Raw genomic sequence first — 23,808 nt, forward strand, 5'->3', positions numbered from 1 at the left:
GAAAGGTTTGGCAGGCCTTCAAAGCGACATGATGACCGACTTGGTCTCCGTATAAAGGTTCAGCCCTTCCTGTCCCCGTTCCCTGCCCCAGCCGGATTGCTTGAAGCCGCCGGTGGGTATCGCCGCGTCCACCGAGCCGTGTACGTTGACCCCGATCCGGCCCGCGCGAATTCGCCGTACCATCTTGTGGGCGACGCTTAGGTCCCGCGTCCAGACGCTGCCAGCTAGTCCGAAGATGCTGTCATTCGCCTGCCGCGCGATCTGTTCCAGGTCGTCGTCATCGAAGCTCATGGCGCACAGGACAGGACCGAAAATCTCTTCCTGCACCACCGCCATGTCGGGTCGGGTATCGGTCAGCACCGTCGGCGCAATGAAGTTGCCTTCATTGCCTATCCGCGTGCCGCCAAACGCCACGGTTGCACCGGCGCTCCTGCCCTGCTCGATATAGCTCATGACGCGGTCGCACTGGACCGGGGAAATGACCGGCCCCATCTGGACGCCTTCGCTGAGGCCATGACCGACGCGGATATTCCCTGCCCGTTGGCCGATCCCATCCACGATCTGGTCGAACACCTTCTTATGAGCGAACAGCCGCGATCCCGCTGTGCAGACCTGGCCGCTATTGGCAAAAATGCCCTGCGTGACACCGGGAATGGCAACCGACATGTCAGCATCGGGAAAGACGATGACGGGCGACTTCCCTCCCAATTCGAGCGACACTTTCTTCAAATTGCCCGCGGCAGCCTTGACGATGATGCGGCCGACCTCGCTGGAACCCGTAAAGGCAACCTTGTCGATCTGGGGGTGCGAGGCGATCGCTGCGCCCGCCGTAGGTCCAAAACCGGTCACGATATTGATCACGCCGGCGGGAATGCCGGCCTCCTGGACCAGTTCACCGAAGCGCAGCGCCGTCAGCGGCGTCTGCTCCGCCGGCTTGAGCACGATCGTGCAGCCGGTGGCCAGCGCCGGCGCTGCCTTCCAGGACAGCATGAGCAGTGGCGCATTCCACGGAATGATCTGCCCGACGACGCCGACCGGCTCGCGCACTGTGAAGGCATGGTACTTGTCCGGCGCGGAGATCGAAATGGTTTCCCCTGTGATCTTGGTCGCCCAGCCCGCCATGTAGCGGAACATATCCACGCTGAGCGCGACGTCGGAATTCCGGGCATTGGCAAGCGGCTTGCCATTGTTGAGAACCTCCAGTTCGGCCAGTTCATCGGCGTTCTGTTCCAGCAGATCCGCCAGTTTCCAGATGAGACGTCCACGTTCGCTGGGCGTGATGCGGCTCCATGGGCCTTCTTCAAAGGCCCGCCGCGCAGCTTTGACGGCATTGTCGATATCGGCGGCGTCGCCCTCCGGAACCTGTGCAATTATGCGTCCCGTGCCCGGATCATACGTGTCGAAAATCTTCCCGGACTGAGCCGGCACCCATTTTCCATCGATAAGGAGTTTTTTCTCCTGGCGTAAAAAGGACGCCGCCTTCTCTCCAATTCGGAACTGATCAGCATGTGTGTTCATCGAATTCTCCATAGGTATCGGGAAGCGCCTTGCCCGGATTCGTTCAAGGGCGTCCATCTGAAGCGCCCTCGTTAAAGCTTTTCACTCGATCACGAAGTGGTCGGGTCCGACCGCGCGAGGCTGCCGCTTCGGCGGAATGAAATCGAGCGGCCGCACGGGAGACGGCAATTCCGTCACCGGCTTGCCGATCAAGCGGTGCCTGTCCGCGGCCGGCTCCGGGTTCGGCACCGCTGCCATCAGCTTCTGGGTATAGGGATGTTTCGGATTCCCTATCACCTCGCGGCTGGGCCCGATCTCCACAATCTCGCCAAGATACATGACCGCCACGCGGTGGCTGACACGTTCGACAATGGCCATGTCGTGACTGATGAAGAGGTAGGACAACCGCAGGTCCTCCTGCAACTCAAGCAGCAGGTCGATCACCTGCGCCTTTACCGAAACGTCGAGCGCCGAGACGGCCTCGTCGGCTATAATGACCTTCGGGTCGAGCATCAGGGTCCGCGCAATGCAGATTCGCTGACGCTGTCCGCCGGAAAACTCGTGCGGAAGACGGGTGATCATCGACGGTTCGAGGCCGACACGCTCCAGAAGATGTTTCGCCTTGTCCAGGGCCTTGGCCCTGGTCGCCAACCCATGGCATAGCAGGGGCTCCGCCAGGATCGCACCGACGTTTTGCTTCGGGTCCAGGGAACTGAAAGGATCCTGGAAGATCATCTGCACATTGCGCCGGAGATCCGAAAGATCGGACCTGTTGTCGCGCCGCACCGTGCGTCCGTCGAAGACCACCTCGCCGGAATCCGGAGGATTGAGAAACAGGATGCTGCGTCCGGTCGTCGACTTGCCGCAGCCGGATTCACCAACCAGCGACAGCGTTTCTCCAGGCATGATGTCGAAGCTCAGACCCTCGACGGCATGGAGACGCCCCAGCTTGCGACGCATCGCCCCGCCACGCACGTCGAACCGGGTCACCAGCTTGCGCACGCTCAAAACCGGCTTCGGCACAGCATCCTTGGCGGGCGCGCGGTAGGAGCGGGCGACGCCTTGCCCCAGGCGGGGGACCGCGTCGATCAGCATCCTCGTATAGTCCTCGCGCGGACGCTCGAAAACGTCCTTTACTGCTCCCGTCTCCACCACGCGTCCCTTGTGCATGACCATGACGCGGTCGGCGATGTTGGCCACTACGCCCATGTCATGCGTGATGAACAGGATCGCGGTGCCGGTATCGCGCTGGACCTCGTTCAGGAGATCGAGGATTTGCGCCTGTATCGTCACGTCGAGCGCTGTTGTCGGCTCGTCGGCGATAAGCAGCTTCGGCGAGCACGCCAATGCGATGGCGATCATGATCCGCTGCCGCATCCCCCCGGAGAACATGTGAGGATAGTCATTGAACCGCCGCCGCGCGTCAGGAATGCGAACGCGGTCGAAAAGCCGGATGCCCTCCTCCCGCGCCTCGGCATCGCTCAAGGGTCGATGCTGGCGCAGCATTTCCTTGATTTGGGTGCTGACCTGCAGAACCGGGTTCAGGCTCATCATCGGTTCTTGGAAGATCATGCTGGCAATGCCGCCACGCACCCGCCGCAATGTCGATGTCGACGCCCCCACCACTTGCTGGCCATCCACGATGACCGAACCGGTCACTTGGGTATTGCCGGAAAGCAGTCCCATGATCGTCATGGAGGTGACGCTCTTGCCGGACCCCGACTCGCCGACAAGCGCCAGCGTCTCGCCAGCATGGATGGCCAGATCGACATCATGCACCACCTGATGCTTGCCGAAAGCGACGTTGAGGCCTTTTACCTCGACCACTGGATCGGATTTCCGTTCACTCATGAGTTTGGCGCCGGTGCAACAGTGAAGCCCGCCTGCGAGCGAGAGCGCTCCGAAGTTGGAGCCCAGGTGAGCATTTCGAGCGCGTACAGCGCATCCAGCGTCTCGCGCGACAGGGGAATGCCCTTCTGGTGCGCCATGGCGATCTTTTCCCGAGGCCGAACGGCAACGTGCCCGGACGCCTTCAGTTCAGGCCTGCGGGCGCTGACCATGAGAAGCGCGCAGCCCGGCGTCAGCCCGGCGGCGTCGATCGAACCCAGAACCGCCGTGTCCTCACCGAGGAGCGCCGCCAGGGCATCCCGGCCCCGGCCCGAATAAAGCACACCCCGTGCGTCGGGGTCAGCCAACAGCCAGTCGAAGGTTCCATCCCTGGCGATGATGCCGATAGAGGAGAGATTGTAGTCCATCGCACCGACCAGCGTGGCCGGAACAAGCGACAGCTCGGTCGCCGCCAATATCCGGCACATTTCCCATTTGGCGCCGCCTGCATGCGCGGCGAGAGCATCGATCGCGGCAGGTCCCGTTTCCAGAAATGAAACGCCGGCGGCGTCCAGCATCGTGAGCCCGTTCGATTTCCGGTAGCGGAAGCCATGGGAGGGCCGCGGTCCCGCCTGGCGAATTTCATCCAGAATAGCCGGATCGAGCGCCGCACCTGTTGCAACGAGATGAGCACCCCGGTCAGCGGTTCCGAACGCGTAGCCCAGCGCCCTGAGCGACCACGGCAGGACGCGAGTCAGTTCGGAATAGGCAACAAACATGCTCGTGCTCACAGGGCGACCTCATTCTCATGCTTGCGAACCCGGGAACCCGGCCTGCCAGGCTCGAGGAATTCCGAAGGCAGCGGCTGGTCTTGGAAGAAAGTCCCCCGCACATAGCGGATGCTGAGCGGCGTCGAGCCGCGAATGCCCAGCGACGCAAGGAAAAACCGTATGAGATCGGCGGGGACGAAATCGCGATGCGCGAGCGGATCGCGTATTTCCGCATAGAGCAGGCCATCCAGATATTGCACCCGCGAAATGGCGTAATGCAAGTCCGGATGGTCGAGGACGACGTCGCCGGCGCGCTCCTTGTCACCACGGCTGACCAGCACCGCCGCCAGCCTCTGGATCAATCCGATATGATCGATGAAGGATTCGAAACGCTCGTGCGGGTCGATGACCCGCTCGCCGCGCCTTTGTTCGCCATTGTCGATCGAATGGTACCAGAAGTGCTGATGGGTTTCGGCAAGCGTGCGGTCGGCGGTGAGAGCCCAGACGTAGTTCCTGCGCAGGATCTCGCGCAATTCAGCGACCGTCATTGCTGGCTGCAATTGCCGCTTGCGGGCTGCGCCGATCTGGAAATAGGGCGCGATGGCGTCACAAAAGTCCGGTACCACGTCGAGAAGTACGCTGTGGAACTGCTCACTGGTCTCGCCATCCATGACTTCTGCGACGTGCGCAGCAACGTCGCCCCAGCACCGAAACTGTCCTTCGCGCAGGCTTGCCGATATGCGTGTCAGGTTCTCGATGATGGTTTCGTTGGCCACCACGTAGTCCTGCGTCTGTGGGTCGGTCTGCGCATAGATGCGGATGGTGCTCTCTATCGAGCCGCGGACAACTGAAATGCTTCCCGCATCGACCGGCAGGCTTTTTGCGTAGCCAAGAGCCGCCTCGCGTACGGTCACCCATGTGGCGACCCAATGCGGCCAGCGCTGGAGGGCAACGCACATGCCCTGGCCTGAGGAGTTGCCTATTCCAAGCCCGCGCGCGATCGAAATGTCGAGCTGCGCTGCATCCGGATTGCGCCGCCGCGCCACGGCATTGACGAGATCGATGGAGACGAGCCGCACCAGGTAGATGGCGAAGATATCCGCAAAGAACGGGTGCGCCAGCGGATGCCCCTCGGGAATGCCCGGATAGGAAACCGTGCCATTGCGGCCGCTGCTTTGAAAGCCACCGTTCCGCATGAGATAGGCGATGCCGAGCTCGGGGGCGGGCTGTTCGCCGCGGGACAGTGCTTCGACTACGGCGTCGAAATGCCGGCTGCTGCGATTGGCCGGGGTCCAGCCGACCACATCCGAATCCGTACGCATCTGGCCTTCAGCCTTGATGTCGAATGTTTCAAATTCCCGCTCGATACGCTGTTGGCTGGCAAGATTGACGAAGAGCGCGCCGAACATGTCACGGTCCGCGCCATCGGAGCGGCGTCCGACTTTTTCGATTCCGTCCCATGGATATGCTCGGGCAATATAGGAGAAGGAATGGCCTTCCGCGTCGATCCGGTAGACGAATCTCGCCGCGCCGTCATCGCCGCATTCCGCCGAGATCATCCTTATCTGCCAGCGTTCGCGAACGATCCTGCGCAACAACATGTCGGCAAAACTGACGCGCGAAGCCTTGAAGCAGCGAAGGTTCTCCACACGCATCAGAACATCCGCCGGCCGCATCCATCGCCGCGCTTTCAGGGCACCTTCCCGGCCGGCAAACTCCTGCAGGCGTTGTTCTATGAATGCCGGCAGCGGCGGCTCGATCTGGTTAGACGTCATTTCCCTGTTCCAATCAGCGATCATTGCGGGACGCGGCCTCGTTCATGCTCGACCCGACAAGATAAAATGTGAAAACTGTAAGGGCGACGGCAGCGCCCGGCCCCAGGCTGAGCAGCGGCAGGATCGGCAGGAACATCGAACCGTCGCGTACCATGCCGCCCCAGTCCGGAGCCGGCGGAGGAACGCCCAGCCCCAGGAAGCTGAGGCTTGCGGAGGTGAAGATCGCGAAGGCCACATTGATTGCGAACTGCGCCCACACCACGCGCATCGTGTTTGGCATGATATGATGGCGGATGATCCAGAAAGAGCTTGCGCCCGTGGCGCGCGCAGCTTCCACGAAGACCATTTCCCGGACGACGAAGACCTGACCGCGAACCAGCCGGGCGACCGTCGGCGCGGTGACGACACCCAGCGTGACCGCCAGGTTGACCACCGATGGCCCGAGCATCGCGGTGATGATCAATGCGAGAACGAGCCCCGGCAAGGCGATGAAAATGTCGATGATCTGGACGAGGACAAAATCGATCCAGCCACGGAAAAATCCGGCGATCAGGCCAATGGGGGCGCCGATCAGCACAGCCACTGTGGCCGCCGAAGCGCCCACCTGCAGTGAAACCCTTGTTCCGTAGATGACGCGCGACAGCACGTCCCGGCCAAGTTGATCCGTGCCAAGGATGTTTTCAGCCGAAGGCGGGCCGAGGACGTTTACCGTCGTGGCGGTCGAGTGCAGGGGCGCGATCAAGGGCGCGAACACCGCGATCAAAGTGATGATCACCAGAAGCGTCAGGCCAAGGACCAATCGGAATGGAAGTTTTCTCATTGGATGCTAAGCCGATGTTCGCACGAGCGGATTGACGAGGCTGTAGGTCACGTCCGCCACAAGGTTGAGGATCATCACGCCGACGATGATCACCATTCCAACCGACAGCATGACAGGAAAATCCCGGGACGAGATCGCTTCCACCAGAAGCCGGCCCATGCCCGGCATCGAAAAGACGGTTTCGGTGACGACCGCGCCGCCAACCAGTTGTCCAAGCGAAAGACCGGCATAGGTGATCAAGGGCAATATGCTGTTGGGCAGAATGTGCCGGTAGGAAATGCGCGCCTCGGACAGCCCCTTCGAACGCGCGGCCTGGATGTAGAGGCTGCCTTTCACCGACTGGTATTCGGCTTTGTAGACGAGCGTGAAGGAGCTAAAATAAAAGGTCGTAAGCGTGATGACGGGCAGGATCATGTGGATGAGATGCTGCCCGGCACCCCGTGACCACGGCGACCATCCGGTCGTCGGCAGCCAGCGGAGCTGAACCGAAAAAAGGTAGATCAGCAGCAGTCCGAGAAAGAAATTGGGCACGGTGATGCCGACGATGCTGACGGCGGCGGTGAGCCGGTCCACCAGCTTTTTCATGAACGTCGCCGAATTGATCAGCGTGGCCCCCAGGAATGCGATGAGGATCGCCCAGGATGCCAGCTCAAGCGTTAGAGGAAGGGCATCCGCGATCATTTGCGCGACAGGCTGTTGGGTGGAATAAGACCGGCCCAAGTCGCCCGACAATGCGGCGCTGATCCAGTTCCAGTAACGCGACAGGATGGGCTGGTCGAAGCCTAGCTTCGCGTTGAGTTCGGCGATCGATTGAGGGGATGCGTTCTCCCCCAGCATGATCGCCGCCGGCGTCCCCAGAAAGGACGTCACCGACGTGAACAGCAGAAACGTCAGAACGATAACGTTCGGAACCATGATCGCTATGCGGGAAAGTACAAGCGCAAGCATGCCGGCCTCAGTTCATCGCGAAGGATTGAAGAAACGCCTCCGGGGCGCCCGTCTCGCAAAGCGGGCGGTTGGGCACATCCGATGGGCGGCGGTCATAATGGCGATCAAGTTCCTCTACCGGTTGCAGGCGGGACCAGGTCCCACCCGCGCCAGAGGCCGCGGCGCGCCGCGCCGCGGCAAAGCATGAAGATCAGGCCTGCGTTTTCCAGACGTAACGGAACCGCGGGATCTCGTCCGGCATCGGAGCGAACCCTTTGACGGTGTTGCGCATGGCGTTGAATTCGACGCTGAACCCGACGGGCATGTAAGGCAGATCGGCAGAAATCTGACGCTGGATCTTTTCGTACAATTCCTTGCGGCGCGCCTGATCGGAAATTACCCGCGCTTCATCGATCCATTTGTCCACTTGGTCATTCTTGTACCCCGTGGAGTTCGCGGTGCCTTTGCTGGAGAAGAGATAGTGGATCAGGCCGTCGGGATCCGCCCGTTGCGTCCAGCGCATCGGCGTGAAGCGTATCTCGCCTGAGACCGCCTTTGCGTAGTAGTCGCTTTGGGGGACCGGCTCGAGCTCAATGTTGAGGCCGATCGCGTCGAGGTCTTCCTTGGCAAGTTCGGCAAAGCGTCGCAGCGTATCGCCGCTTGGCGCCGCAAGCTTGATGGTGGTGCCCTTCAGGCCGGAATCAGCCACGATCTTGCTCGCCTTTTCCGGATCGTATTCGTAGTGCACCAGATCGGTTGGGGTCCACCACAGGCCGTCTGGCGTGAAGCTGTCGGAAATCTTGCCTTGCCCCGCCCATATGATCTGGTTGATGCGGTCGCGGTTGAGGCCATGCGCGATGGCCTGGCGCAGTTCCGGCTTGTTATATGGCTCGGCGTCCCACCGCCACTGGTAGGAATACCAGACGCCACCCTTCGACGGCACAAGCTCGATGTCCGGGCTGGCCTTGGAAAGGCGCGTATCCAACGGATCAAGCTGGCTTATGAAATCCAGTTCACCGATGGCCATGCGCTGAATGCCGACGACGTTCGTCGGAATGTCATGGAAGGTAATGCCGTCGAGATATGGCATTCCCTTCTGCCAATAGCTGTCGTTCTTGGTGAGCGCGATGCGCGACCCGCGGACCCATTCGCCGAAAACGAACGGACCGGTCCCGACAGGATTGGAACCGACGTCGCTGCCGTATTTCTTGGCCGCAGCTGGCGAAGCCATCAGCCCTGCGCGGTCGGCAAACAGCGCCAGCAGCGGCGGATAAGGTTCCTTCATGTCGATGGCGACGGTGAATTCGTCCAGCACTTCGACATTCTTGACGCCTTCCAGCAACTTGAGCTGCGATGAGTTGCCTTTCGGATCGAGACGTGCATCAAGGTTCCATTTCACGGCCTCGGCGTTGAACGGTGTGCCGTCATGGAACTTCACGCCTTCCTGCAGCTTCAGGACCACGCGCTTGCCGTCGTCCGAAAACTCCCAGCTTTTCGCCAGGGCAGGCTTCAGGGAGAAGTCCGCCTCGGTCTCGAGAAGCGTATCGAATATCAGGAAAAGGATCTGCCGCTCGGTCCATTGCGACGACTGAAGCGGGTCGAGCGTGCGGACGTCGCTGATGAAGCCGACGTTGAGCGTGCCGCCGGTGACCGGCTGGGTATCTTGAGCCAGCGCTACCGCCGGCAAAGAGGCCACGATTGCGAAGCCGCTGACGGCGGCCATAAATTGCCTTCTATCCATGACAAATCCTCCGTTGGTTCAGTTCCCGATATTATCGGCATTGCCGTTATTGGCCTCCGGGCAAGGACCCGGAGGCTTGCGCGTTATTTGCTCTCGGCTGGCAGCGGCCGGCCGGCCTGATCGACTCCCATGATCCGCATGTCGTTGAACCGATCGCCGATGCGATGGTGCGGACGCCCGCCGCTCGCGGCGCCCAAGGCGATGACGATCTCGTCATGCGCAGGTGCGTCGGTAATGGTGAATTCCACGGTCAGAAAATGAGCGCGGCTTCCCTTCTTCTCGGCGTCCTTGTGGGTCAAGGGAACGGTGAGCGCGGTGCCGGCGCCGGCACGCTTGTTCGTAAACGGGAGAAAGGAATCGCCGCCGGCGGCGATGCGGAAGACATTGCCGAAATGCAGCGTGTGGATCAGGCCGGCCGCGTGTTCGACTTCGCCATCCGTCCCGGCCACCGCGCACTTTCCAAACGCTTCTATCCGGTCCGGGCCGCCCATGATCGCCACCAGGCGAGGCACGAGGGCATCCGTGAGCGCCTTGGCGTGCTCCATGATGTGCGGCTGCAGGTCCTCGACGAATGCCGATCCTGCCCAAGGATTGCGGATTACCGCCGCGCAGGCGGCCATGCGAAGCGGAACAGGCGCGACGCGCCCCCCTTCGATAAGCGTGTCCTCGACGAAATCGACGACCTTGCGGATCAGGACCCCAGTCATTTTTCCACTCCGCCGGCTGCGAGTTCGGCAAGCACGCGGTTGGCGATGCGATGGCATTCGACGCCGACAGGAACGCCGCAATAGATCGTGAGATGGGTTATCAACGCGTCCAGCTCGTCACGAGTGACTCCGTTGCGAAGGGCGCCGCGAAAATGCAGTTCCCACTCATGCATGCGGTTGAGCGCGGCAATCATGACGATGTTCAGCATGCTGCGGGTCCTGGCATCCAGCCTGTCGTCGCCCCAGGCCGTTCCCCAGCAATATTCTGTGATAAATGACTGAAAGCCCTTGGAAAACTCGGTTGCCTTGCTCAGCGAATTTTCAACATATTCGTTGCCGAGCGTCGCCTTGCGCCGCTCCAGCCCACGCTCAAATAGCGTCTCGTTCATTCGTCTTCCCTTCATTTTCAGCGTGGACGCAAAAGGAACTCGCGGACATGGTCGGACACCAGCTTGGATGCCTCGACCAGGACGCTGTGCTTCAGGCCGGCCAGAATGCGTAATTCCGAATCGGGGATCAGCCGGTGCATCGTCTCGGCCATCCGGACATTCGACCCCTGATCGAATTCGCCCGTCATCACCAGCGTTGGCTGCCTGATCTCGGAAAGCCGATCCACCAGTTCGGTAAGGCCGAACACCCGATACGCCTCCAGGTAAGACGGCACGTGGACAGCCTTGAGCTCGGCAATTCGCCGTTCGATCACATCGGGATGGCGCTCGGCGAATTCCTTGGTGAACCAGCGGTCGTGCGCAGCACCAACGACTGCGTCCATACCGCCGTCGCGGATCATCTGCAGGCGCGCCACAACCTTCTCACGTTCGGCGGGGGTGCGCCCCGCAACTGCGGAAAGAAGCACGACGCGCTCAAACCGGTCCGGATAGGAGCAGGCCAGTTCTTGCGCGATCAAGCCCCCCAATGAAAAGCCGACCAGATGGGCTTTGCGCACGCCGGCATCGTCCATCACCCGAACGATATCGGCGGCAAACTTCTCGACGGAATATTCCGAATCGATGTGCGCGGACTGACCATGACCGCGCAGGTCGGAACGAATAATGTCGAAGCTGCCCTCCAGTTCGCTGCTGACGTCGTCCCAGCTTTGCAGATTGGCGCCGACACCGTGCACCAGCACGAGAGGATGGCCCTTACCGCTTCTCTCATAGGCGATGAGATCGTCTTTGGTGCGCATCGGCGCCATCCCAGGTCCCTCGTTCGAACTCGATTTTTTTGGTATACCGACAGACAGGCATATGGTCAACCGTATTTGAATCGGCTACTTGTGATGAAAGAGTCGAACGCGTAGCTGTCATGAAAGGAATGACGGGAGAGGACGCCGCGATGCATGAATGGACGGACTGGTCGATTGCGGATTCGCCGACATTGCGCGAGCAGACCGTTGTCACGCTGCGCGAGGCGTTGTTCAACGAAGTGTTCAAGCCGGGTGACAAGCTGGTGGAACGGAAGCTCGCCGAGCAGACCGGCGTAAGCCGCACAAGCATTCGGGAAGCGCTGAGCCAGCTTGAGTCCGAAGGGCTTGTGACTCGGGTAGCCGGCAAGGGCATGTTCGTGACCCGCTTGTCGGAACGGGAAGTCCGGCAGATCTACGAGGCCCGCGCAATCCTGGAATCGGCCATGGCGCGCCTGTTTGTCGAACGGGCCAACCAGGAACAAATGGACGAATTGGCGCGGCGTATTTCGGAAGCAGGCGAAACCGACACCTCCGAGCTTGCCAGGCAGCATGCTGAGAAGCTCGACGCGGTGTGGGACATCATCATGCAAGGCGCAGGCAACGACATCACGAGGCAAATGACCTTTCTCCTGCATGGCCGCGTCACCTATCTGCGCACCGTCACCACCCGCGTCGCCTCGGCTGAACGGCGCAGGAATACGATGGCCTTGCTCCACGGCATTTTCGACGCGCTGCGCGCGCGCGATGCCGACCTCGCCGAAAAGCTCACGCGCGGGTATGTCGAAAGATCCGCGGCTTTCGCGCTGTCGCTGCTGCGGGACTCCGGGCAGAACGCCAAATCCTCATCACGCAAGCAACGGATCGACACATGAACTATGTCAGGCTCGGCAAGAGCAATCTGAAGGTATCCCGGCTATGCCTCGGCGCGATGGGATTCGGATCCGCGGGATGGCGGGCCTGGGTGCTCGATGAGAAGGCGTCGGCGCCGATCGTTGCGCGCGCCCTCGACCACGGCATCAACTTCTTCGACACCTGCGACTTCTATTCGGCTGGCGAGAGTGAACGCATTCTCGGCCAGATACTCGTTCTCAAGCAGCCGCGCGACAGCTTCGTCATCGCCACCAAGGCGGGAAACCCGATGGCCGCGCATTGCAACGGCCGCGGCTACTCCAGAAAGCACCTGTTCAAGGCAATCGACGATTCGTTGGTCCGCCTTGGAACCGATCACGTGGACCTCTTCCAGACGCATATCTGGGACAAGGACACCGACCTCGACGAACTGGTCGATGCCATGGCGGATATCGTGCGCGCCGGAAAGGCGCTCTATGTAGGCGTCACGACGATGCCCGGCTGGACACTCGCAAAATGCCGTGCGGCTGCCAGCGCACGCGACCTTCCGGCATTCATCTCGATGCAATGCGAATACAATCCCGCTCACCGGGAGTGCGAGCGGGAACTGCTTGCCTACTGCCGCCACGATGATGTTGCCCTGATACCGTTCAGCCCGATCGCGCGCGGCTTCCTTGCCGCGGACCGCCGCAATCCCGGCCAGCAGACGGCGCGCACGAAAAGCGACGACTATACGCAGAGATATTACCACCGCGACGGCGACCACGCCGTACGCGAAGCCGTCGCTGCCGTTGCCGCCGACATCGGAAAGACACCGGCGCAGGTGGCTCTCGCCTGGACATTGGCGCGCCCCGGCATTACCGCGCCCATCTTCGGAGCGACCTCGACAGACCATGTCGACGAGGCAGTCGCGGCATTGGACATAGTGCTTACGCCCGAACATATCGACCGCATCGACGGGGCCTACGAGCCACGGCCGCTGAACGCCTCAGGCCACTGAATGAAGCACAATGCTTGCGGTAAGCTGATATGCTTGTGACATTGCACTCGTCCGCGCAGGTTTCAAAGGAGCAAATCCGCCGTGTATGATCTGCGAGTCCATGCTCCGCCGCGCCTGTACACGCAGGTGGCCGATACCATCCGCAACGCCATCGTCGTCGGAGAACTGGCGCCGGGAGAGCGGCTGGTGGAGCGCACGCTTTGCGAGCGCATGGGCGTTTCACGGACGTCGCTCAGGGAAGCGATGCGCGAGCTCGAGAACGAGGGCCTGGTCACGAACCTGCCCAACCGGGGGCTTATCGTCTCTGTCGTCGATCCCAAGATCGCGAAGGACATTTTTGACCTTCGCGAGGCGCTGGAGGCGCTTGTATGCAGGTTGTTTTGCGAGAATGCGACTGACGATCATATCACGCGTTGTCGGGGCGTGTATGACGAGCTGATGGAAACCTATCGCGTCGGTGTGGCGCGCGAAATGATAGCTGCAAAGACTAGATTCTACGACGTCTTGATAGCGGGCGCGAACAATTCCGAGGCGGAACGGATGCTTCGCAGCATCCATATGCGGGCCTCACAGTTGCGCATGATTTCTCTTTCCGATGCAGAGCGGCGAAAGGCATCTCAGGAAGAGCTGGCAGCCCTGCTCGACGCCCTGGTGAACCGCAGGGCATCGGATGCCGAGCGGCTTGCAAAAAAGCATGTACGCAAAGCCGCCCAGTTCGCGCTCGGGATGATCGAACAGCTTGAAAACCAATCCGTCAGCTGATCGGCGGCGCTTGAAAGCGCGAGACGCCGCCCGTCCGCCGCTACCTGCGGCGACGGTGAAGGAGAATTATGTCGTGGCGGGCGGCATCCGTACGCGCTATTTCGAAGCTGGCAGCGGACCGGCCGTGATCCTTCTGCACGGCTCGTCACTGGCGATCGATGCCTGGTCCACCTGGCACAACACCATCCCGGCACTCGCGCATGACTTCCGGGTGCTGGCGCCCGATCTGGTCGGCTTCGGTCTCTCGGATGCGCCGGTGGACGGGAAACACGTTCCCCGCCTCGAAAGGCGGCATCACGTTTCAGCCTTCATCGAAGCGCTCGGCGTCACCCGATGCGCGCTCGTCGGCCATTCCGAAGGCGGTTTCATCGCGGCAATGCTCGCCGTTGAAAAGCCGGGTCTGGTCGATAAGGTGGTCGTCGTGAGCAGCGGTGCGACCTCCCCGCGCCTCGGCGGAAATGAGGACCACGCTTGGCAGGCAGCAGCGGCAGCAGCGTATAATGTGCTCGAGGGATGCGACACCGAGGAAGACTTTCTGCGAACCAATGCGAGGCTAAGCACGAAGAATCCGCCGGAGTTCGTGGAGCTGCTAAAAAAGAACTATCGCCTGGCCTGCGAGTCCGGTCAGTTGGAGCGCTTCAAGCAGGCTGCCCGGAAAAAGGACGACACCGAATATACCCAGATCCAGGAGGACCATCTCCTTCCGCATTTGCCCACCATGCACGCCAAGCTGTTCATAGCCTGGTCAGGTTGCGACGAAACCGTGCCGGTGGCGCGCGGCATCAAGCTGCTGGAACGCGCGCCGCAAGCCGACATGCACATTTTCGCCAATGCCGCTCACATGGTCATGATCGATCGCCCACGCGAATTCAACGGAGTTGTCCGGGACTGGCTTGGCAGCTAGCGCCGGTCAAACCATCCAGCTTATGACCCACAGCAAGCTTATGACCCACAGCAAGTCGTCCCAAGAGGGCCGCCATGCCGCGGGAGGATGTCCTCGGGCGTGCGCCCTCACTCCCTCGCCACCAGGTAACGCGCTTCCGAGTCGTAGAGCAGCCCGCCATAGTGCTGCCCGAGGTCGGACATGCCAGCCGTGGCGCCCACCACCTCCTGGCCGCGTGCCGTAGAGCCACCGTAAGGATGAACGAGGGCGCGCGGCATCCACGGCCATGTTTTGCACAATCCGTTGACGAAAGGCTCAAAGTCCGCGTTCGGCATGTTGCCGCCCGGCAGCGGCACACTCGCGGTCCAGTCGCCCCCATCTGCGGAAAGATATGTTCGAGGCGATGGAGGCCGCGCTAGAGCGTTTCATATCTTGACGGAAGCGTAGCCTGCGTTTTCGAAGTAGTTCCTGCATTCGGCTGCCTCGATTGTTTCGACGAGGTGGCCGATGTGGCGCCAAGTGTCCTCGATTGTACGTTTCTGAGCTTGGCGCATCCAGTGTTTGATCTTGGCGAAGGCCTGCTCGATCGGATTGAGGTCCGGGGAATAGGGCGGCAGGTACCAAAGCCTGGCGCCGGCAGCTTTGATCATCTGCCTGATGGCCGCCGACTTATGACTTCCCAGATTATCCATGACGACAATATCGCCGGGCTTCAGCACCGTGATGAGCTGCTCGACATAGGCCCGGAAGCATTGGCCGTTGATCGGGCCGTCGAAGACGCAAGGCGCTGTGAGCCGATCCCAGCGCAGCGCGCCGAGGAAGGTCAGCGTGCGCCAGTGGCCGTGCGGAGCCAGGCCGCGCAGCCGCTTGCCCTTCGGCCCCCAACCGCGCAGCGGAGCCATGTTGGTCTTGATCCAGGTCTCATCGATGAAGACCAGGCACTGCGGATCGAGGCCGGTCTGCCAGGATCGCCATCGCTGACGCCTGCGGGCAATATCGGCGCGTGCCTGCTCAAGGGCGAACAGCGTTTTTTTTGAAGCTCAGGCCCTCGCGCCTCAAGAACAGCCACACCGTATTGTGCGAGACCTTGATCCCGCGCGCATCCAACTCGTCCTTCAGCCGATGCAGCGTCAGTTCAGAGGTCTGATTGATCCGCTCCACAATGAAAGCCCGATGGGGCTCCAGAACGCGCTTACGGTGTCCGCCCATCTTGCCCGGCGCCACCGAGCCGGTGGCACGGTAACGCTGCGACCACTTCACCACAGAGGAAACCGCAACGCCAAAGCGCGAGGCAACCGCACGGCAGGTCTCCCCGTCGACAACTGCCGCTACTGCACGCTCACGAAGATCATTTGAAAGCGCTCGCGTCATCAGATGCTGGCCTCCAATCCAGCCAGCATCTTGAATCACAAACATCCGGTTTTGGGAATCCTACGATTCTCCCAGGCCAATTTCCGGAAGGTCGTGATCTTGCCGCCGAAGACATTGAACAGTGGCGTGCCCCCGGTCTCGTCAAGGTCGAAGACGTAGTCGCGCGTAACCGCCGAAGGGTTCCCATTGCCGTCGTCGAACAACAGCCGCACGCCCCAGAACGCATACAGCAAGTCCTGGGGGCGCAGCTTCTCTTTTGAAGTAGCGGTTCACGGCCGCGCTCAAATACTCGATCTCGGTCTGGTCGATCTGCACCGCTTCGGCAGCACCCTCTAGGCGCCGCAGTTCGAGGTGCGGCTACGGTCGCGATTTTTGTCTTGATATTTTTATCAAGCTGTGAAATTTTTTTCATTCGAAAGCTGGAGGAAGTTTTCCGCACCTCAGAATGCCCTGACAATGGGCATCGGACGGAGAACACGATGGGAGGTTCAATATGCCGGTCCAAGCCGTTTCAACCGAGTGAGCCTTTCCTGCGGGAGACGCCGCGTCCTGGACCTAAAAATCCGACGTCGTCGTCACACCTTCACATGCAAGGGAAAGAGTGCATCCGGCTTCAGGCGCTTTTTTCAAAACGACGAGATCAACGCCGCGAGACCGGCAAAGGTTCCAGAACGTCCGATGACGCGAATAGTGCAGATTTCCGATACCCATCTCAGCCCTGGCAAGCGACATTTCCATGCCAACAGCCAGCCGCTCCTCGACTGGCTGAAGGAAAGCGATGCCGACCTCGTTATCCATACAGGCGACGTCACCGTGGATGGCGCCGATGTCGAGGAGGACATGAGCTATTGCGCCGAGATGATGGACTCCATCGGACTGCCCTATCTCGCCGTGCCGGGCAATCACGACGTGGGCGAGCCCAAGCATCTCTATCAGCCAGTCAACGCAGAACGCCTGGCCCGCTGGCGACGTCATTTCGGGCCGGACTGGTGGCATCGCGACATCGAGGGCTGGCGCCTGATCGGACTCGATTCGATGCTGTTCGGCAGCGACGAGCCGGCCGAAACGGAGCAGATCGCGTGGCTGGAAAACGCCATGCGCGAAGCGTCCGGGCGCCGGATCGGCTGGTTCACCCATCGCCCGCTCTTCATCGGCGAGCCGACCGAAGGCGACGTTGGATACTGGGCGCCCACTCCCGAGCCTCGCGCGCAACTGCTCGACATGGTGCGCCGCTACGACGTGGCCTTCGTGGCCAGCGGCCACCTGCACAAACTCTACGATCGTCAACTCGGCGGCGTGCGGTACCTGTGGGGGCCGTCGTCCGGCTTCCTCGTCGAGGCGCACTTGCAGCCGGAAGGGATGGCCGGAGAAGCCACCTTGGGCGTGCTCGTCTACGACTTTTCCGGGTCCGATTTCACCGTGCGGCCTCATGAAATTCCGGGCCTCACACCCTTTTTCATCGGTGATGTCGTGCATGAGGTCTATCCACCGAGATAGCGCCTCTACCCAATTGTTCGCGAAACGGAGCAACCCCAGTGGCTGCAGTGGAAATAAAGAACCTTTCGAAGTCCTTCGGGCCCCACCGGGTTCTCAAAGACATCAACCTGTCCATCAACGATGGCGAGTTCCTGACGCTTGTCGGCCCCTCCGGCTGCGGAAAATCGACGCTCATCCGCATCATCGCCGGCCTCGAGCCGCAAACCTCGGGCTCGATCCTCGTCGATGGCGCGCCGATCGATCATCTGAGGCCGCATGAGCGGCGCATCGCCATGGTGTTCCAGAGCTACGCGCTCTACCCGCACATGTCCGTCTTCAACAACATGGCGCTGCCCCTGACGATGACCGGGCTTAGCCTCTACGAGCGCCTGCCGCTCGTCCGCCTACTCTCGTCCCGGCGCCGCAAGGTGATGCAGGAGATCGGCAAGCAGGTCAGGGGCATCGCGGCGCAACTTCAGATTGAACCTCTTTTAGAGCGCAAGCCCGCCCAGCTCTCCGGCGGCCAGCGTCAGCGCGTCGCGCTCGGTCGCGCCATGGTGCGCCAGCCCGCCGCTTTCCTGATGGACGAGCCACTTTCTAACCTCGACGCCAAGCTGCGCGTCCACATGCGTAGCGAGCTGGCCGAGCTTCACCAGAGACTCGGCGCGACATTCGTCTACGTCACGCACGACCAGGTCGAGGCGATGACCATGTCAAGCCGGGTCGCCATGATGGAAGGCGGAGACATCCTTCAACTCGGCACGCCCGACGAACTCTACGACAGGCCGGCCAACGTCCAGGTCGCCCAGTTCATCGGCAGCCCGACGATCAACCTGATTCCCGTGACGGTGGGGGTCGGTGGGCGGCTGGAATTGCTCGGAAAGCCTCTGCCGATCGGCACCGCCCTCCCCGCCGGAGAGAAAGCGACGATCGGCGTCCGCCCGGAAATGATCCTGCCCGGCGCGGTCTCGGGCCAGTCGGCGGACCAGGTCCCGCTTCCGGCGAAGCTGCGGCGCAGCGAGCATCTCGGCTCCGAGAAGATCCTGCATTTCGATGTTCCCTCGCTCCCTGGGATCTTGGTGACCTCGCGCATAGGCGCGGGCGTGCCGGACGGTGAGGTCGAGAACACCGAACTCTTGTTCCATCCCTCGGCCTGCCATGTCTTCGATGCCGCCGGAAACCGCGTGGAACCCCAAGTTTCCCAAGACGCGGCCACCGCCGCCAAGGGAAAGCTGCGCCTCGCAGAGGGAGCGCGCGCATCATGAGCCTGACCGCGGTACCCGCTCCGCCCGCCCGGCCCGGTGCCCGGCAGGCCTTCATCGAGAGGCTGGTCGCCGGCGGCTTCGCGCTGCCTGCCCTGCTTTTGCTGGTGCTGACGATTCTCGTGCCGCTCGGCGTGCTCGGTTATCTCAGTTTCACCGACTACGAGCTCGGCGAGGTCGATGTCCATTATGTCGGCCTGCAAAACATCACCGACGCGCTGACCGATCCGGAATTCCGCCGCGCACTCAAGAACACGCTCGTCTACGTCGCGATCGTCCTGCCCGGCTCGGTGATCCTGTCGCTGCTCGTCGCCGTCCTCGTTCACCGCCGCAAGCGCACCCGCTCACTCTACGAAATCATCTACTTCCTGCCTGTGACCTCGACCTTCATCGCCATGGCGACCGTGTGGCAGTTCCTGCTGCACCCCAGCCTCGGCCCGGTGAGCGCGGTGCTGCGCTGGCTCGGCATCGGCGAGGTCGCCTTCCTGAGCAATCCCTCGCTGGCGCTGCCGACGCTTGCCGTGATCGGCATCTGGCAACTGGTCGGCTTCAATATGATCCTGTTCCTGGCCGGCCTCTCGACCATTCCAAAGGACCTCTACGAAGCCGCCGAGATCGACGGCTGCGGCGGCGAAATCGACCGCTTCCTGACGATCACGTGGCCGCTGCTGGGACCGACGACCATGTTCGTCATCGTCACCAGTTCGATCACCGCCTTCAAGGTATTCGACACGGTGGCGGTGCTGACCCATGGCGGTCCGGTGGGATCGACCGAGGTCCTGCTCTACAAAGTCTACCTCGAAGGCTTCCAGTACTTCCGCATGGCGTATGCGTCGGTCCTCACCTTCATCTTCCTCATTTTCATTCTGGTCTTCTCGATCCTCCAGACCGTCGTCATGGACCGCAGGGTGCATTACTGATGACCGACACAACCATCACTGCTCCCGCGATGACGGGCACAACAACCACACCAGCTGGCTCCGCCGGCCGGCGCTTCGCCTCTCTGTTCATCACTCACGGCATCCTGATCACCGGCGCGGCCTTCATTCTCCTGCCTTTCCTGTGGATGCTGGTGACCTCGATCAAGCCGCCGGAAGAGGTGTTCAACGCCCAGCTCAGGATCTGGCCGAAGCATTTCTACGGCTTCGAGAATTATGCGATGGCGCTGACCAGCGCGCCGCTGCTGCGCTTCGCTCTCAACGGCGTCATAGTGTGCGGCGGCATCCTCATCATCCAGCTTCTGGTCGCCATCCCATGCGCCTACGCGTTGGCCAAGCTGAAGTTCCCGGGCCGCAACCTGCTTTTCGTCCTCGTCCTGCTCGGCCTATGCGTGCCCGAACAGGTGCCGGCGCTGCCGATCTACATCGCGCTGGCGAAGATGGACCTGCTGAATACCTATTTCGCCATGATGGTGCCCTTCTTCCTCTCAGTCTTCGCGATCTTCCTGTTCAGGCAGTTTTTCCGTTCCTTCCCCGACGACATCATTCATGCCGCGCGGCTCGACGGGATGAGCGAGTTCGAGATCGTGTGGCGCATCGTCACGCCCAGCGCCATGCCGGCGATCGCCGCCTTCGCGGTGTTCTCCTTCGTCGCGCACTGGAACGACCTCTACTGGCCGCTAATCGTCATATCCGACGTCAACCTGGCGCCGCCGCCGCTCGGCATGATGTTCTTCTCGGACGCCGAAGCCGGCACCAATTACGGCGCACTGACGGCCGCCGCGACCATCCTGACCGCGCCTCTGCTGCTCGCGTTCCTGTTCGCACGCCGCCGCTTCATCGAGGGCGTCACGATGACCGGCGTGAAATAAAACTGACAACTGGCGCGGCTAGAAGCCCGGTCGCGCCGTTCCCCCACACCTTTCGCGGGGCAAGGCGGCATCATCGCCTCAAGAGCATCGGGCAAATCGCATAACCGGAGGAAAGCCTTAATGAAATTCCTGTCAAAGATCATCGCGGCCTCGGCCGTATTGCTGGGAGCGGCGTCGACAGCGCTGGCCCAGTCTCCCGTGACGCTCGACGTCTACTACGCATTCCCGGCCTTCGCGAAGTTCCATGAGCCGCTGGCCGCGGAATTCATGAAGGAACATCCCGACATCAAGATCCAGTTCCGCGCGCCGGCGGCCAGCTACGACGAAGGCCACCAGGCCATGCTGCGGGCCTCCATCACCAACAACCTGCCCGACGTCTATTATTCGGGCTATCACGTCCTGCATGAACTGGTCGGCAAGCTGAAGGCGCGCAACCAGATCTTGGACCTCGGCACGATGATGGACGCCGAGTCGAAGGAATGGCGCGACGCCAACTACGCCGGCAACATTCTCGACCTCGGCCGGGTGGACGGCAAGCTCTACGGACTGGCCTTCAACGCTTCCATGCCGATCATGTTCTACAATGCCGATCTGGTTAAAAAGGCCGGCGGCGATCCCGACAACATGCCCACCGACTGGCCGGGCATCATGGAACTCGCCAAGAAGATCAAGGCCACCGGTTCCGGCATCGCCGGCCTCGCCTACAATATTCATGACTGGCCCGACGAATGGCTCTGGGACGCCATGTTGATGCAGGGTGGGGGCGAGCTGACCAAGGACGGCAAAGTGGCCTTCGGCGACGAGCACGGCCTGAAGGCGCTGGAATATTTCCGCAGCTTCGTCACCGATGCCGGCATGCCGTTGATCGACTGGGATCAGTCGCGCCAGGCCTTTATCGCCGGCCAGATTGGCATCTTCTTCGATACGCCTGCCCGTCTCAGCCAGGATACCGAACTGATCGGCGACCGATTCAAGCTGCGTACCGCGGTCTTCCCGGTCGACGACAAGGAAAAGGGTGGCCTGCCCACAGGCGGCAACGCGGCGGTGATCACTGCCTCCGACCCGGCAAAGCAGAAGGCGGCCTGGGAATTCCTTAAATTCGTCACCGGCCCCAAGGCGCAGGAGCAGGTCGTGAAGATGAGCGGCTACCTCCCGACCAACAAGGCCGCCACCGGGACCGACTATCTCGGCCCGTTCTACGAAGCGAACCCGAATTACGCCACCGTTGCCAAGCAGATGGCACTGTCGCGCCCGTGGCCCGGCTATTCGGCGGGCAACACGGTCCGCATCTGGCGCACCCAGCGCGAGATCATCAGCAAGGTCATGAGCGGCGACGTATCCATCAAGGACGGGCTCGACAGCCTCGTCTCCGAAACACAGGCACTCATGAAATAAGTCGCCATGCCACGCGCGCCGGCCGGCTTCGGCTGGCGCGCCCTTTTTAAGGTGGCGCCGATGTGGCGCCCTTCTTGTGTCAGCCCTCCCTTCACACTGCCGGACCTCCCGATGCTCATTGCACAGATCAGCGATTTTCATATCCGACCCGACGGCCAGATGGCCTATGAGGGTCTCCAGACCAACACCATGACTCGTCGCGCCATCGCGACCGTCGCCGCGCTCGATCCGGCGCCCGATTGCGTCCTCGTCACCGGCGATCTCGCCGATTGCGGTCGCCCGGAAGAGTATGCGCTGGTCGCCGACATGCTGTCGGCCCTGCCCATGCCCGTCTTCGTCATTCCTGGCAACCACGACCGGCGTGAGACAATGCGCGAGGTGATGGCGCCGAAATTCCCCTATCTGAGCCAGTCGCCGGATTTCCTGCATTATACGATCGAGGACCTTCCGGTCCGCCTTATCGGGCTGGACACGGCGCAGCCGGGCGAGGACGGTGGTGCGATCTGCGAGCGGCGCGAAGCCTGGCTCGGTGAGCGTCTCGCCGAGGGCGACGGCCGCCCGACCTTCGTCTTCATGCACCATCCGCCCTTTCCCGTCGGCGTGCACGGCATGGACATCATGATGTGCGTCGTCGGCGACGGCTTCCGCGACATGATCAGGTCCCACGCCGAAATCGAGCGGGTGGCCTGCGGGCACTATCACCGGCCCATCACCACGCGCTTTGCCGGCACGGTCGGCTTCGTCGCGCCGGGCGTCGCGCACCAGGTCGCGCTCGATCTTCGTCCGGGCGAGCCCAATCGCTTCATCTTCGAACCGCCGGCTTTCGCCCTGCACGCCTGGTCGCCGCAGACCGGTGTCGTTTCGCACGTCGTCCCGATCGGCGATTTCGGCCCCGCCCACGATTTCATCACCGATGTCGACTACCCCGGGAAAAACGAAACATGAGCGACTACCGTCAAATCCTGAAAGACGCCGATGCCATCGCACGCAAGGCAGCCGCGACGTTGATGTCGATGCGCGAGGAGCGCCTCGACGTCACGCGCAAGGAAGGGCTGGATATTGTCACCGCCGCCGATCTCGCTTCGGAGCGCATTGTCATCGACGGGCTGCGCGCGCTTACGCCGCAAGCTTCCATCCTGTCGGAAGAAGCCGGCACGACGGGAATCTTGGGCGAAAGCCGCTGGATCGTCGACCCGCTCGACGGCACGATAAACTACGCGTCCGGCCTGCCGTGGTTCTCCGTCACCATGGCCTATCAGGAGCAGGGTGCGACGAAGATCGGCCTGACCGTCGCACCCGCCGCCGGCTTCGAGGCGCACTACACCAGCGACGGAATCGCGACCGTCAACGGCAAGACGGCCAATGTGTCGACAACTGCAAGACTGGCCGATGCGGTCATTGCCGTCGTGCTGACGTCGCACTTTTCGGCCGAGGAGGTGGCGCGCACCGCAGAGATCGTGCGGCGGCTCGGCGTCGGCGCGCGCGGCGTGCGCGTTATCGTCTCAGGGGCCTTTGAACATTCGATGGTCGCCGCCGGCCAGCTCGATGCGGCGGTTTCGATCAAGGCCGACGTCGTGTCCTACGCGGCTGCCATGCCGCTGCTACGCGCAGCAGGAGGCAAGGTCACCACGCTTTCAGGTGTCGACTCCACAGACGAGGACACGCAGAAGGTCGGCTCGAACGGGCTCATTCACGACGAACTTCTTGAAGCGCTACGCGGCCTGTGACACCTGGCGCGCAAACCTGAGCG

The 23,808-nt window shown here is 61.8% G+C and carries 23 protein-coding genes and 1 pseudogene; 11 read left to right on the forward strand and 13 right to left on the reverse strand.

Features of this window, described 5'->3' with window-relative positions:
• Positions 1-18: 18 nt before the first annotated feature.
• The 10 genes from FJ972_RS26320 to FJ972_RS26365 all read right to left on the reverse strand — a co-directional run bounded on the left by FJ972_RS26320 (position 19) and on the right by FJ972_RS26365 (position 11,250).
• On the reverse strand, positions 19-1,575 hold the full coding sequence (locus FJ972_RS26320; RefSeq protein ID WP_281405887.1) for an aldehyde dehydrogenase family protein: 1,557 nt from the start codon (positions 1,573-1,575) through the stop codon (positions 19-21).
• 24 nt (positions 1,576-1,599) lie between these two features.
• Positions 1,600-3,348: an ABC transporter ATP-binding protein gene (locus FJ972_RS26325; protein ID WP_140525286.1), complete on the reverse strand. Its 1,749-nt coding sequence runs from the start codon at positions 3,346-3,348 to the stop codon at positions 1,600-1,602.
• Positions 3,345-4,103 carry a hypothetical protein gene (locus FJ972_RS26330; RefSeq protein ID WP_140525285.1) on the reverse strand — a complete coding sequence of 253 codons (759 nt, stop codon included), beginning with the start codon at positions 4,101-4,103 and terminating at the stop codon, positions 3,345-3,347. The genes FJ972_RS26325 and FJ972_RS26330 overlap by 4 nt, the downstream gene beginning before the upstream one ends.
• Positions 4,104-4,111: 8 nt before the next feature.
• A complete protein-coding gene (locus FJ972_RS26335; protein WP_140513437.1) occupies positions 4,112-5,869 on the reverse strand; it encodes a hypothetical protein in 1,758 nt (585 codons plus the stop codon).
• A gap of 13 nt (positions 5,870-5,882) precedes the next feature.
• Complete coding sequence (locus tag FJ972_RS26340; RefSeq protein WP_140525284.1) at positions 5,883-6,689, reverse strand: ABC transporter permease; 807 nt, start codon at positions 6,687-6,689, stop codon at positions 5,883-5,885.
• Positions 6,690-6,695: 6 nt separating this feature from the next.
• Positions 6,696-7,637: an ABC transporter permease gene (locus FJ972_RS26345; protein WP_140513435.1), complete on the reverse strand. Its 942-nt coding sequence runs from the start codon at positions 7,635-7,637 to the stop codon at positions 6,696-6,698.
• 190 nt (positions 7,638-7,827) lie between these two features.
• Entirely contained in the window at positions 7,828-9,339 is a 1,512-nt protein-coding gene (locus FJ972_RS26350) for an ABC transporter substrate-binding protein (RefSeq protein WP_181173489.1), read from the reverse strand.
• Positions 9,340-9,440: 101 nt separating this feature from the next.
• A complete protein-coding gene (locus FJ972_RS26355; protein ID WP_140525282.1) occupies positions 9,441-10,064 on the reverse strand; it encodes an amino acid synthesis family protein in 624 nt (207 codons plus the stop codon).
• Positions 10,061-10,453 (reverse strand): carboxymuconolactone decarboxylase family protein, encoded by a 393-nt coding sequence (locus tag FJ972_RS26360; RefSeq protein WP_140525281.1) that lies wholly within the window; start codon positions 10,451-10,453, stop codon positions 10,061-10,063. The genes FJ972_RS26355 and FJ972_RS26360 overlap by 4 nt, the downstream gene beginning before the upstream one ends.
• Positions 10,454-10,470: 17 nt before the next feature.
• Positions 10,471-11,250, reverse strand: a complete 780-nt coding sequence (locus tag FJ972_RS26365) for an alpha/beta fold hydrolase (protein ID WP_181172793.1) — start codon at positions 11,248-11,250, stop codon at positions 10,471-10,473.
• Between the two features lie 149 nt (positions 11,251-11,399).
• Between FJ972_RS26365 and FJ972_RS26370 the strand changes: the two genes are divergently transcribed.
• The 4 genes from FJ972_RS26370 to FJ972_RS26385 all read left to right on the forward strand — a co-directional run bounded on the left by FJ972_RS26370 (position 11,400) and on the right by FJ972_RS26385 (position 14,765).
• Entirely contained in the window at positions 11,400-12,122 is a 723-nt protein-coding gene (locus tag FJ972_RS26370) for a GntR family transcriptional regulator (RefSeq protein ID WP_181173488.1), read from the forward strand.
• Positions 12,119-13,099: an aldo/keto reductase gene (locus FJ972_RS26375; protein ID WP_140498503.1), complete on the forward strand. Its 981-nt coding sequence runs from the start codon at positions 12,119-12,121 to the stop codon at positions 13,097-13,099. The genes FJ972_RS26370 and FJ972_RS26375 overlap by 4 nt, the downstream gene beginning before the upstream one ends.
• An 81-nt stretch (positions 13,100-13,180) precedes the next feature.
• Positions 13,181-13,861 (forward strand): GntR family transcriptional regulator, encoded by a 681-nt coding sequence (locus FJ972_RS26380; protein WP_140498504.1) that lies wholly within the window; start codon positions 13,181-13,183, stop codon positions 13,859-13,861.
• Positions 13,839-14,765: an alpha/beta fold hydrolase gene (locus FJ972_RS26385; protein WP_140525278.1), complete on the forward strand. Its 927-nt coding sequence runs from the start codon at positions 13,839-13,841 to the stop codon at positions 14,763-14,765. Before FJ972_RS26380 ends, FJ972_RS26385 begins: the two co-directional genes overlap by 23 nt.
• 107 nt (positions 14,766-14,872) lie before the next feature.
• Here FJ972_RS26385 and FJ972_RS26390 read toward each other — a convergent pair whose 3' ends face one another.
• From FJ972_RS26390 to FJ972_RS26400, 3 genes and pseudogenes are all read right to left on the reverse strand, one after another.
• A complete protein-coding gene (locus tag FJ972_RS26390; protein WP_140525277.1) occupies positions 14,873-15,100 on the reverse strand; it encodes a hypothetical protein in 228 nt (75 codons plus the stop codon).
• A gap of 69 nt (positions 15,101-15,169) precedes the next feature.
• Positions 15,170-16,115, reverse strand: a protein-coding gene (locus FJ972_RS26395; RefSeq protein ID WP_140525276.1) for an IS630 family transposase whose coding sequence is annotated in 2 segments (ribosomal slippage) — positions 15,170-15,778 and positions 15,780-16,115 — 945 coding nt in all. Because the reading frame shifts where the segments join, the coding sequence is not laid out codon by codon here.
• 74 nt (positions 16,116-16,189) lie between these two features.
• Positions 16,190-16,448 (reverse strand): annotated as a pseudogene (locus FJ972_RS26400) (glycerol-3-phosphate dehydrogenase); the annotation flags it as partial.
• Between the two features lie 123 nt (positions 16,449-16,571).
• Here FJ972_RS26400 and FJ972_RS26405 point away from each other — a divergent pair.
• The 7 genes from FJ972_RS26405 (at position 16,572) to FJ972_RS26435 (ending at position 23,785) form a co-directional block, all read left to right on the forward strand.
• Positions 16,572-17,612, forward strand: coding sequence for a metallophosphoesterase family protein (locus FJ972_RS26405; RefSeq protein ID WP_140525275.1), 1,041 nt, complete (start codon positions 16,572-16,574; stop codon positions 17,610-17,612).
• A gap of 38 nt (positions 17,613-17,650) precedes the next feature.
• Positions 17,651-18,856 carry an ABC transporter ATP-binding protein gene (locus FJ972_RS26410; protein WP_140525274.1) on the forward strand — a complete coding sequence of 402 codons (1,206 nt, stop codon included), beginning with the start codon at positions 17,651-17,653 and terminating at the stop codon, positions 18,854-18,856.
• Positions 18,857-18,858: 2 nt separating this feature from the next.
• Positions 18,859-19,773 (forward strand): carbohydrate ABC transporter permease, encoded by a 915-nt coding sequence (locus FJ972_RS26415; protein WP_411908945.1) that lies wholly within the window; start codon positions 18,859-18,861, stop codon positions 19,771-19,773.
• A gap of 29 nt (positions 19,774-19,802) precedes the next feature.
• The gene (locus tag FJ972_RS26420) at positions 19,803-20,663 is read left to right on the forward strand and encodes a carbohydrate ABC transporter permease (protein ID WP_140525325.1); all 861 of its coding nucleotides are present in this window, start codon (positions 19,803-19,805) and stop codon (positions 20,661-20,663) included.
• Between the two features lie 120 nt (positions 20,664-20,783).
• Positions 20,784-22,058 carry an ABC transporter substrate-binding protein gene (locus FJ972_RS26425; protein ID WP_140498511.1) on the forward strand — a complete coding sequence of 425 codons (1,275 nt, stop codon included), beginning with the start codon at positions 20,784-20,786 and terminating at the stop codon, positions 22,056-22,058.
• Positions 22,059-22,169: 111 nt separating this feature from the next.
• A complete protein-coding gene (locus FJ972_RS26430; protein ID WP_140525273.1) occupies positions 22,170-23,003 on the forward strand; it encodes a phosphodiesterase in 834 nt (277 codons plus the stop codon).
• On the forward strand, positions 23,000-23,785 hold the full coding sequence (locus FJ972_RS26435) for an inositol monophosphatase family protein (RefSeq protein ID WP_140525272.1): 786 nt from the start codon (positions 23,000-23,002) through the stop codon (positions 23,783-23,785). The genes FJ972_RS26430 and FJ972_RS26435 overlap by 4 nt, the downstream gene beginning before the upstream one ends.
• Positions 23,786-23,808: the final 23 nt, after the last annotated feature.

This window comes from Mesorhizobium sp. B2-1-1 (genome assembly GCF_006442975.2).
GTDB lineage: Bacteria > Pseudomonadota > Alphaproteobacteria > Rhizobiales > Rhizobiaceae > Mesorhizobium.